This is a genomic window from Shewanella sp. 10N.286.52.E4 (assembly GCF_041468785.1).
In the GTDB taxonomy this organism is placed as follows: domain Bacteria; phylum Pseudomonadota; class Gammaproteobacteria; order Enterobacterales; family Shewanellaceae; genus Shewanella; species Shewanella electrodiphila.
Map to the genome: position 1 here is coordinate 72,417 of NZ_JBFRJJ010000010.1, position 13,751 is coordinate 86,167.

Consider the following 13,751-nt stretch of genomic DNA (forward strand, 5'->3'; position numbering starts at 1 on the left):
TATTAATCTGTTGCTTGGGAGGAGTGTTGACGAATTTGCTTAATCAACTCAACCGCATCTTCAAACTGATAACCTTTAATCATTAACCCTACTGGTTTTAATTGATCCCAGGTTTGATGATTCACCTGCATCTCTAGGCTATCAATCATATCGATTGCACTCGCATCACCGTCATCTAGCAACACCAACAGTTCATCTAATAAACTGAGAAAAGCATCGTTACTAATGAGATCAGCTGACTCAGTCTTTACTTTTGACTCATTATTATTCAACCACAGATCTATGGCTTCACATAATGACCTCACCAGCATATCAATGGCATTAAGTTCAACTGAAAACTCAACTTCGTCAATCAAGTTCTTTTCAAGTTCCGCAGCAAGCTCAGACAGTTTATTACTGGCTAAATTACCCGATAAACCTTTAAGAGTATGAGCAAATCTAACAGCATCCTCTCGATTATCGGCTTCTATCGCGGCTGCTATTTGCGTTGCAATATTGCGTTTACCTTCAACAAAACGAGTTAAAATCTTTCGATATAATCTCGCTGAGTTCTGCACCAGTTGCAAACCACGATCGACATCAATATCTGGGTGTTGTGGCCAGGTTTCCACTTTAATATTGGCAGTTTTTTCAGGGGTGGCTAACTCGATATCACTGACTTTATCGCCTAAATATTTAAGTAAGGTTTGATAAAGTAAAGCAACCTCTATCGGCTTAGCCACATGGTCATTCATCCCTACACTGAGGCACTTTTCTTTATCTCCCGCCATCGCATTAGCCGTCATTGCAATAACAGGTAAAGTTTCGTACGCAGGATTTCTTCGCAACTGTTCTGTGGCGGTATAACCATCCATGACTGGCATTTGGCAATCCATTAATACTAAGTCAAATTCTTGCTGAGCTAATTTATCTAAGCCAATCTGACCATTATCAGCAATCGTTAAATCAATTCCCACTTGCTCTAAAAACTCTGTGGCAACCTCTTGATTCATATCGTTATCTTCAACTAACAATATTTTTTTACCATTCAATTGCTGTAATAAGGCCTCATTAAGCTCTGTGGCTTTCGCCCTAACTGGCATATGCCCTTGCTTACCTAGCGCCGACATAATGGCATCAAGCAAACGAGACGCGCTAACAGGTTTGGTTATATAGCCATTAATTCCCATGTCATTGATAGAATCTGTAAATTCCGTTGTTGCATGAGCTGAAACCATAATGGTAAGCGGTGGGTTTGCACTTTGCTGGATGATGGTTTCAGCTGTAGCAAGGCCATCAAGCCCTGGCATTTTCCAATCAATTAAGGCTAGTTGATATTCATTAGAATGGCACATTGATATCGCTTCTGTGCCATCTTTGGCCAGCGCGACGTTAAAGCCCATGCTTTTAAGCATAGTGTGCAAAATGTCTCGTGCGGTTTGATTATCATCAACCACTAAGATTTCCATCCCTTCCAGCTCTTGAGTCACTTTAAGCTGCAGGTCATCAGCCTTACTGACATTAGCAGAAAAGTAAAAAGTGCTGCCGATACCGCGCTTACTTTCAACACCAATTTCACCCTCCATCAGCTCTACAAGTTGCTTACAAATCGCTAAACCTAACCCTGTTCCGCCATACTTTCTGGTTGTTGAACTGTCAGCTTGGCTAAACGACTTAAACAGTTTGTTACATTGCTCCGGAGTTAAACCGATACCGCTATCTCTCACACTGAACTTAAGCTCAAGTTCATCACCTTGCTGACTAATAGATTCAATCGCTAAAATCACTTCACCACGATCAGTAAACTTAATCGCATTATTCATCAAGTTTATTAACACCTGACTTAACCTGAGCGGATCGCCCATTAAATGACTTGGAATATTTGGCGCAACAGAGAACAGCAACTCTAATTGTTTCTCAGCCGCTTTTGCGGCAAACATGTCACTGAGATCTTCCAACATGGTATCAAGCTGGAATGGCACGATTTCAATCTCCATTTTTCCAGCTTCAATTTTTGAAAAGTCCAAAATATCATTAATAATCCCAAGTAAGGATTTAGACGCTCGCTCAATTTTCTCAACAAAATTATGTTGTTTCTTATTTAAATCGGTTTGCAGACACAGGTGTGACATACCAATAATGGCATTCATTGGGGTTCTAATTTCATGGGACATATTCGCTAAGAAATCACTTTTAGCTTTACTGGCAGCATCAGCTTCGTCTTTGGCTTGTTTCAACTCGTTTGATACTGTCATTAAACTGGTTATATCTGCCATTGAAACCACTGAAGATGTCACTTCTCCTTGCTCATTTTTAAGCGCGGCAAAGGTCATGTCCATCCAAATATTTTCACCATTTTGGCTGAGTACCCGTGGTTCAATATTAAAGTTTTCAAACGCCCCACTGATTAACAAATCAAATCTTTCTCTGGCTAATACTTTATCTTCTACAACCATGAACTCGAAAAACAGCTTACCTTCTAAATCGTTGGAGTTAATGCCAATATTACGACCAAAATGCTCATTGCAATTAATAATCACACCATGAGTATCAATATTAACAATGCCCATCTCTGCTGTATTAAGTAAGGTGCGTAAGTGCTTTTCCCTATCAGCTAAACGAGTTTCAGCATTCTTACGATCGGTAATATTCATCAAATAGCCATTCCAGAGAATGGCATCATTTGCTAATGCTTGACCTTTAGCACCAGCTTGTAACCAAATCACCTCACCAGAGGGGTGTCGGTACCTAAATTCAGTGACCCAATGTAAACCGTCTTCGCCTTTACCCGACAAATCATCAATAACCGTTTGTCTTTCAGTGTCAATAATACGCCCGATTAATAAATCTAAATCTTGCATTAACATGTCGCGAGGAAAACCGATGATGCTAATACACGCCTCAGAGAGGAAGCTAAACTCTCGTTCAGTCTCCGAGTGCCATATCATTTGATACACTAAGTTAGGTAAGGATTCGGTGATGTTTTCTAACTGTTTTTGTGAGTTTTGAATCGCTTCTAAAGCCTTTTTACTTTCAGTGACATCATTAATACTGCCATCGAACCATAATGGTTTTCCTTGCTCATCATAGCTGGCTTTGCCTTTCTCATGGATCCATTTGACGCTACCATCACGATGAAAAATACGATACTCAACATCAAAGTTTTGCTGAGTTTCAATTGCCTGAGATATTGCCGTAAAACAATCGGCATCATCATCAGGATGGATAATGGTATTAAACTGAAGTTTATGGCTTTCTATCAGATCTGAGGCTGGATAACCGGTTATGTCTGCGATGTTATTACTGACATATTCCATCGTCCAATTATCGCTTATGCGGGTTCGATATATTGCACCCGGTATATTAGCCACCAAGCCTCTAAAACGGCTTTCGCTGTCTTTTATCTTACGTTCGATAGCCATCTGACTGGTGAGATCGCGAATAGTGGCAGCAATTTGTTTCTTGCCATCATGGGCTATCGGCAGTAAGGCTAAGTTAATTTCTACCCTAATTTCTGTGTCATCTGATTTTAACGCCACCCAACCTTCTTTCGGGGTGGTGAAACGGGTTAACCCTTGCTCTAAAAAGACAGCCCTAACTGCATCATGCTTTTCTCTAAAACGCTCAGGAAATAGTAATTCAACATTAATATCTAAAAGTGCATCAGCTGGATAGCCAAATAATTCCTGGCAACGTGTATTAGTAAAAATTATACCGCCATGTTCATCAACAATTAGCATGGCTTGAGGCGATGACTCTATCACTGCATTTGACCATAGCGCTGCAGAAAATTGCTCTGTCACATCAGTAAATAGCATCTCTACAGAAATGATGTCACCAGAGTCAGCAACAAGAGGCTGCATAAAGACATCCAAGCGTCTTATTTGGCTATCGGCAGCGAGCATTTCAACTTGGTGTGCAGGCACAATTTTTCCTTCCAGTGCTTGCTCCATATAATTCCAATTAACCTCATTAATTGGATCAGCAGTAAACATCCGCTGGTACTTTCTTTTCAAAGTATCAGCATCAACCCCTAGAACTTTCTTTACTCCGTCACTCACTTGAGCTAACTGCCCTTTTGGGTCTAAAGAACAATAAAATGACTTATCACTCATACCATCGATCAGACTTGCAAAGCGGCTGCCAGTAGAGTCTTTTAACGCCAACTCTCTTTCTGATAGTAGGTCAGCTAATTGATTAAACTTATTGGTTAATGTCGACACTTCTGAAATGTTAACTTTATCAGAGGGCAAGCGATCAATTTTCCCTTCACCAAAGTCCATAATGCCATTTTCTAGGTTTTCTAGAGGACGGCTTAAACGTTTAGATGCAAGAATGCTAGTGAATAACAGCGCAATTGATAACAACAATAATATGAAGGCTAATCTTGAAACGTTGGATAGAAAATACTGATTAAGCTCACTGTCACTGGTCGCAATAACCACTTGCCAATTTAGCGATGACACGATTGCGACACTGACAAGAAAACGGTCGCCTGAAACAGTAATCGCTTCAGTTTGACCAGCTATGTTGTTTGCCAGTAAAGATCTTAATTGATCATTTTGTGGGTCATCAGACAGCCACTTGTCACTACTGCCTTTTAAATCACTGTTAGCTGAATCGTAAAAAATGACTTTGTCGTTGTCATCAAGAACGACTAAATTTTTACTTGGGATCTTCATTATTTGCGGCAGTTTGTTTAATGCAACATCTGCAGTAACGACTCCGTAACGATCATCAATACTCCCGAAAGCTTTAGAATAAGTCACCATTAAGATGTTACTCGCGCCTTCGTCAAAATACGGCTCAGACCAAACACCAGTGTTACTGTTCATCGCATCAGTCCACCAGCTCCAACTACCATCGGTATAATCGTAAGCCTCAGCACCAATATCGATAATATTGATATCATTACCTTCCCGATATGCAAAGGGAGCGTAACGAAGTTTGTCGGTCAAAAAATTAGGACGATAAGCGATCGCGCTGCCAAAAATACTCGGATTACGCTGGAGTCGATTAATTAATAACAGCTCAATTTTTTCAATGTCACCATATATATTATTACTATCGATATAAGTTAAATAGTCAGAAAGACCGCGAGTCGTATTTTGAACGGAATCCAAAACAAAATTAAGGTGATTAGCAGAAAGTACCGCCTGTTGCTCTAGGCGTTGATATACATCTTCTTCATGTTCTAAGTAATTAATCCAGCCATTAAAGCCATACACTAACGTCATGATTAAAATCAGCGGCAAGGCAATAAAAGCCAAAATTCGACTTCGAAAACTGTGTAATATCTGCTTATTTTTATCCATAAATACAAGTCTCATTTACAAGTCAAAATTTGATTATTGCCAATCTTAAACAGCGGTTTTCCTTAACTTGGCTTATTCATACCATGCCCACAGTAAATCATGGGCTGACATTAACCAATACATCATAAGAAGGATTGAACTGCTCAAAAAACACCCTTATTACTATAACCCTTAAGCCTATGATTGCAATTACAAATGTGCTGAAACAATAATCAAATATTTAATCTTCATTGTATTTAAAGCCTAATCAAGAAACATAAAATAGTACAACTAAAGTAGCAATCTTGATTTCTAAGGGATTTCTTCAGTTCATCAATATTCGATCTTTTATATAAAATCTATCGTATGATGATGTAATTCATAGATTTACTGGGCCTTAATATGCAAACAGTCGAAACCAATCTTGTTAGTCAACTCTCACTTGTTTCTAAAGGGTTTACTGACGGCGACAGATACCATCAGGTTCTCGATTGCGTAGATTTAGCCTTGCACTCTGGGGATACCATCGCACTCACAGGTCCTAGCGGAACAGGGAAAAGTACCTTACTCAATATTATTGCCGGATTTGAAAAAATCGATAGCGGTGAATTACAGCTTTTAGGCCAGCAAGCCCAGTGTTGGCAAGACAACCATTGGAGCCACTTTCGTCGCCAACAACTTGGCATCGTATTCCAACAGTTTAATCTACTTACCCCGCTCAATGTCCTCGACAATATCCGATTTCCGTTACAGCTAAACAAACTCAAGTGGAGCCCTTGGGCTGATGAACTTATCAATCAACTTGATTTAAGTGAAGTCCTTGCAAGGCCAGTAGAAACCTTATCAGGCGGTCAGCAGCAGCGGGTTGCGATAGCAAGAGCCCTCATTCATAAACCCAGTTTATTGCTGGCTGATGAACCCACGGGGAATCTCGATGAAAAAGCGGGACAGCAAGTGATGCAGTTACTATGTGAATTGGCACAAGCGGCTAATACAACAATATTAATGGTAACCCATAGCGATACTTGTGCTAATTACATGCAAAGGCGCTGGCATCTAGAGCAAGGAAAAATCCATGAGTAGCCTTGCCGAGATAAGATTAAGCATAAATGTTTTCTTGGCTCATTATAAGCATGCCCCACTGCAAGCTGGTGCCATTTTGCTCGGCATCATTTTAGCCGTCACATTACTGATTGGGGTTAAATCAACCAATGAAAATGCTGTTCGTAGTTACAGTGAAGCAACCGAGTTACTCAGTCAGCGTGCAAGTTTGCTCATAACACCGAATCCAGGTGAGCGATATTTAACCGAAGAGGTGTATTTTAGATTACGCCAATCAGGTATCAGCAACGCATTAGCGATAGTTAGTGGGCTCGCTGTAGATCCAGAAGGTCGACGCTGGCAGGTTCAAGGCAGTGATTTGTTTGCAGCAATCAACCTACAAACGACTCAAGCTACTGTAAATGAATCAATTACAAATGATGAAAATACCCGTCAGCAAAACAATCTAGTTAACTCAGATATTCCTATTGCTAAACTGCTTGCTGCTGAAAACATTTTATTAATGAGCCAATCATTAGCCAATAAAGTGGCACCTAATGGTGAGTTTTATCTGCAAGATCCAATAGATAAGCAGAAACCGATCAAACTTGAAGTGATTGGCTTAGATGATGACTTAGGACTTGGAAATGCCATTGTTGCCGATATTTCTCTGGCACAAAGACTGTTAAATCAACCTCAACAGCTATCTTACATCGCATTGTTTGATGAACCTGAGTCATTGATAAATCAAATAACTCAACGCAATCTATTGCAACAACAAGCTAATATTACCGAGCAAGACCAAGGCCAAGCGCTGCAAGAGTTAACTCGTAGCTTCCATTTAAACCTTAATGCAATGAGCATGCTTGCCTTTGTAGTTGGGCTTTTCATCGCCTATAACGGTGTCCGCTACAGCTTAATGAAACGTCAAAAATTACTGGTTCAATTACTACAACTTGGCATTCAAAAAAATCATTTAATGATTGCATTAATCTGTGAGCTGACTTTACTGGTGTTAATCGGCTCTATTATCGGGTTTATTTTGGGGCTTCAACTGAGTTTATGGCTACAACCAATGGTGGCAATGACCTTGGAGCAACTTTATGGCGCCAGACTTATGCCGGGATCTTGGCAGTGGCAATGGTTAGTTCAAGCGATGTTGCTTACACTGTTCGCAGGCCTGCTGGCATGTTTGCCACTCTATCGACAACTGACCAATCAGCCACTAGCGAGAATAAGCACTAAAATAGGCCAAGTCAGTCACTTAATCCGAACCCATCGAATCCAGTTTACAATTGCAATATCTAGTCTTGCTTGCTGTGCAATTGCCTTCCCTTTCGCAAAGCAATATCAAGTTAGCTTAGGGTTAATGGGCGTTGTGATTATTGCCATTCCTCTTTTGTTGCCCTTAACTATCTATAAAATCAGTCAATGGCTTGCTCGGCTTTGTCCTGCTGGAATTTGGCATTACATGATTGCAGAAACCAAAGAACTCATAGGCCCTTTATCACTCGCGATGATGGCAATGCTGTTAGCCTTAACTGCAAACATTTCAATGAATACCTTAGTCGGGAGTTTTGAGGTCACGTTAAAAACTTGGCTTGAGAGTCGCCTACATGCGGATTTATACATGCGTCCTGCCAGTGATAAAATCTTAGACATAAATGACTTTTTAGATCAAAACGACAAGGTCACTGGCATATATAACCAATGGACAATTAATTCCACCTATCAAAATATGCCGATAGAACTTGTCAGTAGAGACTTATATTCAACCAAAGTAACCAGCTCATTAAAAGTCCAAACCAATGATTTATGGTCTGAGTTTCAATCAGGTAACCAAATCCTCATTAGTGAACCCATTGCGATTAAATATGGTTTGAATTTGGGCGACAGCTTTTCTATTGATCCATTTACCAAAGCACTCTCCATTACATCACAGCCCATTTCATCACAGCCCAATTCATCGCTACCGACGATTGGTGGAATATTTTTTGATTATGGTAACCCTAAAGGCCAAGTGGTGATCGACCAGCTGTTTTGGCAAAACATAGGCTTGCCTAAAAAACCCAAAAGTATTGCAGCCAGTTATCAAGGTGACGTTACTGAACTTGAACAACTATTAGTCGACACTAAGCTTATTGGCACTGCGCAAATGTACAATCAAGCCAAAATAAAACAGCAAGCGATTGCAATGTTCAAACAAACATTTTCCATCACTATGGTGCTGAATAGCCTCACTCTCATCGTCGCTGCAATTGGTTTATTTAGTGCCTGTTTAATGCTCACCCAAGCAAGGCAAGCGCCGCTTGCAAAACTATATGCCTTAGGGCTCAGTAAAGGCCAATTAAGACTGATGACATTCGTGCAGATGCAGCTCATAGTATTGCTCACTTGCTTAGTGGCATTGCCAACAGGAGCAATCTTGGGTTATTTACTGATAAATAAAGTCACGCTGCAGGCCTTCGGTTGGAGTATCGCCATGCTATGGGACTGGCATGCCTACATTCGCGTGGTTGTTATTGCGCTCACCACCAGTGCTGTCGCTATTGCTATTCCTTTATATTGGCAGACAAGAAAACCATTGATAAATAGCTTGCAGCAGGAGGCATTATGAAGCGGTTGCCCGATATATCGTTAACAGTAATCAACAATGCCCAACGGGCTAGCATATTCATGATTGCTTTAGTCACGTTAAGTGCCTGTCAGCCAGAGCCTGCATCATCTATTAGTATGGGCGGGATTTTGGGTGATTCCTCCTCTCAATTAAACCAATACGCTACTGTTATCCCAGGTTATCAATTATCTTTTCCTGCAGATCATTTAAGTCATGATGATTTTCGCCAAGAGTGGTGGTATTTAACGGCCAATATGCAGACTGAATCAGGGGAGCAACTCGGTATTCAGTGGACACAATTTAGGATTGCACTTGCGCCCGAAGCTGCACAGTCTGCTATTTCAGACTTAGATGCTGCAAACCCTGACGCATTAAACTCTGAAGCTTTAAACTTAGATAGCTCAAATTCAGAAGTATCAAATTGGGCAACATCACAAATGTATATGTCCCATGCTGCATTAACGTCATCAGTAGCCCATCAAGCTGCAGAAAAATGGTCAAGAGGTCACCCAGAACTAGCTAACGTTAGCGCAAAGCCATTCACAGCAAAACTGGATGATTGGCAATGGTTGAGCGGATCAGATGGCCTTTTCCCCGCTACGTTATCTGTCGCAACGAATGAATTTAGTTATCAGCTTTCTTTAACCAGCCATGCGCCAATGCAATTGCAAGGTGACAAGGGTTACAGTATCAAAAGTGCTGATGCTGCTGTTGCCTCTTATTATTACAGCCAGCCATTTATTGATTTAAGCGGCACCGTCACAAGAAATGGAAAGCAAGAAGCTGTGACTGGTAAAGCTTGGTTAGACAGAGAGTGGAGTTCTCAGTTTTTGACTAAAGCACAACAAGGCTGGGATTGGTTTTCTATCCGTTTAGATGATGAGTCTGCATTAATGCTATTTCAGCTACGCGGGGCAAATAAAGATTTACCAGCTTTTTACAGTGCCAGAAGAATGTTTGCTGATGGCACAGGCCGCAATATCAGCGGCGATTCAAGTGAACTCATCGCGATGACAGCACTTCAGTGGCAACAAACCGCCAGTGGGCGTTATCCAGTGAGTTGGCAGTTAAGTATTCCTAGTGAACAGATTGATGTCACAGTTTCAGCACTCAACCCTAACAGCAATATGCCTTTATCCATCCCTTACTGGGAAGGCCCAATTGAAGTGAGTGGCAGCCACAATGGCAATGGTTATATGGAGCTCACAGGTTATTAGTCAATATATTTTAACCCGTTGAATATCAACGAGCGATATATAAACCAAGATTAAGTCAACTAAAGGTATTAACTTATGCTACCCCATACGTAATACTCAGCCTCTGATATCAATTAATGATAATGACGATTTATCGACTTAATATATTCATGGCAGATTATAATTACATCAATGATTGCACAAAATAAAAACAATTAAAAAAAGTGTAATTTTGGCCTTGTATAAGCTTTAATTTCTACCATCTTCACCTAGAATCAATATACTGGTTAAATTACCATCAACTAATTAAGTGACTGAGTAACTTCTAAAATGTGCCACAGATCACATCGTAAAACGTGATCTACAACAACAAACACTCAGTATACTCATTGCGAGGTATACCCTTGCGAAATGTGAGGTTTAAACTCAATTCTATAGAGATGAAAAAGCCATTATTTGGCATACAAAACGATGATTAGCCTGTTTAAGGGCTAACAACTAACAGCAAAGAGTGAGGAAACACCATGAGCATAAGCCGTCGCGAGTTTCTAAAAGCCAATGCCGCTACAGCAGCCGCGTCGGCTGTTGGGCTTGCCTTACCAATCAAAATGGTCCAAGCAGAAGAGAAAGCTGCAGAAATAAAATGGGATAAAGCCCCATGTCGTTTCTGTGGTGTAGGTTGTAGTGTATTAGTCGGAACAAAAGGCGGTAAAGTTGTTGCGACTCAGGGCGATCCAGAAAGTCCGGTTAACAAAGGTCTTAACTGTGTTAAGGGCTACTTCCTATCTAAAATCATGTACGGTAAAGACCGTTTAACTTCGCCATTATTAAGAATGAAAGATGGCAAGTATGACAAAGAAGGTGATTTCACTCCTGTTAGTTGGGATGTTGCTCTAGACACTATGGCTGACAAGTGGAAAGAAAGCATCGCTAAAAAAGGTCCTACTTCTGTTGGTATGTTTGGTTCAGGTCAATGGACTATTTGGGAAGGTTACGCTGCATCTAAACTGCATAAAGCCGGTTTCTTAACCAATAACATCGACCCGAACGCACGTCACTGTATGGCATCAGCGGTTGGTGGTTTCATGCGTACCTTTGGTATCGATGAGCCAATGGGTAGCTATGATGACTTTGAAGCTGCAGATCACTTCGTGCTTTGGGGCGCGAACATGGCAGAAATGCATCCAATCCTTTGGTCACGCTTAACAGATCGTCGTTTGAGCCACGCTGGCAGCAAGGTTCATGTGTTATCGACGTTTGAAAACCGCAGCTTCGAACTTGCCGACAACGCAATGGTATTTAAGCCGCAATCTGACCTAGTTATCTTGAACTACATTGCTAACTACATCATCCAAAACGATGCGGTTAATAAAGACTTCGTTAGCAAGCACACTAACTTTGCTGAAGGTGTGACTGACATCGGTTACGGCTTACGCCCTGAGCATCCGCTTGAGCAAAAAGCGAAAAACCCAGGTAACGGCAAATCTAAGCCTATCTCTTTCGAAGAATACGCAAAATTCGTCAGTACTTATACTGCTGAATACGCATCTGAGATGAGTGGCGTACCAGTTGAAAATCTTGAAGAAATGGCTAAAGCGTATGCTGATCCTAACATCAAGATCATGAGCTTATGGACTATGGGTATTAACCAACATACTCGTGGTGTTTGGGCAAACAACATGCTTTATAACATTCACTTGTTAACCGGTAAAATCGCCACCCCTGGTAACAGCCCGTTCTCACTAACAGGTCAACCATCAGCGTGTGGTACCGCTCGTGAAGTCGGTACATTCTCACATCGTCTACCGGCCGATATGGTTGTAGCAAACCCTAAACATCGTGCAATGACTGAAGAGTTATGGCAGCTACCTGAAGGTACGATTCCGCCAAAACCAGGTTATCACGCGGTACTTCAAAGCCGTATGCTTAAAGATGGCAAGCTAAATTGTTACTGGACAATGTGTACCAATAACATGCAAGCCGGTCCAAACATTAACGATGAAATTTACCCAGGTTTCCGCAACCCAGAAAACTTCATTGTGGTATCAGACCCATACCCAACAGTGACAGCAACTGCTGCAGATTTAATCCTTCCTACTGCGATGTGGGTTGAGAAAGAAGGTGCATACGGCAATGCTGAACGTCGTACTCATATGTGGCACCAACAAGTTCCAACTCCTGAAGGTGCTAAGTCTGACTTATGGCAGCTTGTTGAGTTCTCTAAGCGCTTTAAAGTATCTGAAGTATGGCCTGCAGAGTTAATTGCTAAAAAGCCTGAATACGCTGACAAGACTTTATATGACATTCTATTTGCAAACGGCGTAGTGGATAAATTCCCTAGCTCTGAATGTAAAGGTGACTACAACGACGAAAACGATGCATTCGGCTTCTACCTGCAAAAAGGTCTATTCGAAGAATATGCTCAGTTTGGCCGTGGTCATGGTCATGATTTAGCAGACTTTGATACTTACCATGAAAACCGTGGTGCACGTTGGCCTGTAGTCAATGGTAAAGAGACGGTTCGTCGTTTCGTTGAAGGAAGCGATCCATACGTTAAAGCTGGTGAAGGTTATAACTTCTACGGTAAACCTGATGGACGCGCAGTGATTTTTGCTCTGCCATTTGAGCCTGCAGCTGAAGAGCCAAATGAAGAGTTTGACCTATGGATGTCAACAGGTCGCGTACTTGAGCATTGGCATACAGCCAGTATGACAGCTCGTGTACCAGAGCTGCATAAGTCTTACCCTGATGCACAAGTATTCATGCACCCTAAAGACGCGAGCAGTCGCGGCCTGAAAAATGGTGATGAAGTGAAAGTAATTTCTCCACGTGGTGAAGTGAAAACGCGTGTTGAAACTAAAGGCCGTAACAAGCCACCTGTCGGCGTGGTATTTATGCCATTCTTTGATGCTAGACAGCTGGTAAACAAACTATTACTTGATGCAACGGATCCATTATCGAAAGAGACGGATTTCAAGAAGTGTCCTGTGAAAATTGTTAAAGCCTAATTTGACTGAAATGTGATGCCTTATCAAATGGAAAAAGGTATCACTAAATCACTAATTTTCTCTATCCATTTATAAACAGATATAGTGGATATGACGGAGTGTAAACCATGAAGAAAATACTCAGCCTTGCTGCGATAGTGCTCAGTCTTAGCGCATGCTCAGGTCAACAAACAGCAGAAACAGCAGCTCCAGTAACTGTTAAATCACTTGCTGGCGATGTAGCGATTACCGCAACAATGCCAGCAGATGCTAAAGCGACTTACCCAAGCCGCGGTACTGCTTTAGCAAGAGATTTTGTGCATATGCCACCGCTCATCCCGCACAGAGACTCATATAAAATTACAGCTAAAAAGAATGGTTGTTTAACCTGTCACAGCACTGAGAAAGCAGCGCGTATGAAAGCGACACCTGTTGATAAATCTCACGTCAAAGCTGATGGCACATTTGATGATAAATACTACTTCTGTGTGCAGTGTCATGTTGCTCAAGCTGACAACAAACAAGCGATTGTTGAGAATACACATACCAACTAAGCTTTATTAAGTTGCTATTTATAGAAATAAAATGCCACCGTCTTTTGACAGTGGCATTTTTATTTCTTGCTTCTTGCTTCTTG

6 protein-coding genes are annotated in these 13,751 nt (G+C 41.2%); 5 read left to right on the forward strand and 1 reads right to left on the reverse strand.

The genetic code is table 11. The annotated features are described in order from the left end of the window. Positions 1 to 2 precede the first annotated feature (2 nt). Entirely contained in the window at positions 3 to 5,294 is a 5,292-nt protein-coding gene (locus AB4153_RS05480; RefSeq protein WP_371996631.1) for a PAS domain S-box protein, read from the reverse strand. Between the two features lie 381 nt (positions 5,295 to 5,675). Between AB4153_RS05480 and AB4153_RS05485 the strand changes: the two genes are divergently transcribed. From AB4153_RS05485 to AB4153_RS05505, 5 genes are all read left to right on the forward strand, one after another. Continuing rightward, positions 5,676 to 6,356 (forward strand): ABC transporter ATP-binding protein, encoded by a 681-nt coding sequence (locus AB4153_RS05485; protein WP_371996632.1) that lies wholly within the window; start codon positions 5,676 to 5,678, stop codon positions 6,354 to 6,356. Next, positions 6,349 to 8,931 (forward strand): ABC transporter permease, encoded by a 2,583-nt coding sequence (locus AB4153_RS05490; protein WP_371996633.1) that lies wholly within the window; start codon positions 6,349 to 6,351, stop codon positions 8,929 to 8,931. The genes AB4153_RS05485 and AB4153_RS05490 overlap by 8 nt, the downstream gene beginning before the upstream one ends. Positions 8,932 to 8,990: 59 nt before the next feature. Then, positions 8,991 to 10,148, forward strand: a complete 1,158-nt coding sequence (locus AB4153_RS05495; RefSeq protein WP_371996717.1) for a lipocalin-like domain-containing protein — start codon at positions 8,991 to 8,993, stop codon at positions 10,146 to 10,148. Between the two features lie 503 nt (positions 10,149 to 10,651). Beyond that, positions 10,652 to 13,135, forward strand: coding sequence for a nitrate reductase catalytic subunit NapA (gene napA / locus AB4153_RS05500; RefSeq protein ID WP_229368533.1), 2,484 nt, complete (start codon positions 10,652 to 10,654; stop codon positions 13,133 to 13,135). Between the two features lie 107 nt (positions 13,136 to 13,242). Further along, positions 13,243 to 13,668 (forward strand): nitrate reductase cytochrome c-type subunit, encoded by a 426-nt coding sequence (locus AB4153_RS05505; protein ID WP_229368532.1) that lies wholly within the window; start codon positions 13,243 to 13,245, stop codon positions 13,666 to 13,668. Positions 13,669 to 13,751: the final 83 nt, after the last annotated feature.

What these genes read in the sequence shown, in the direction of transcription:
- napA (WP_229368533.1), top strand. Translation starts at nt 10,652, where the DNA reads ATGAGCATAAGCCGTCGCGAGTTTCTAAAAGCCAATGCCGCTACAGCA.
- AB4153_RS05495 (WP_371996717.1), top strand. Translation starts at nt 8,991, where the DNA reads ATGATTGCTTTAGTCACGTTAAGTGCCTGTCAGCCAGAGCCTGCATCA.
- AB4153_RS05485 (WP_371996632.1), top strand. Translation starts at nt 5,676, where the DNA reads ATGCAAACAGTCGAAACCAATCTTGTTAGTCAACTCTCACTTGTTTCT.
- AB4153_RS05480 (WP_371996631.1), bottom strand. Translation starts at nt 5,294, where the DNA reads ATGGATAAAAATAAGCAGATATTACACAGTTTTCGAAGTCGAATTTTG.
- AB4153_RS05490 (WP_371996633.1), top strand. Translation starts at nt 6,349, where the DNA reads ATGAGTAGCCTTGCCGAGATAAGATTAAGCATAAATGTTTTCTTGGCT.
- AB4153_RS05505 (WP_229368532.1), top strand. Translation starts at nt 13,243, where the DNA reads ATGAAGAAAATACTCAGCCTTGCTGCGATAGTGCTCAGTCTTAGCGCA.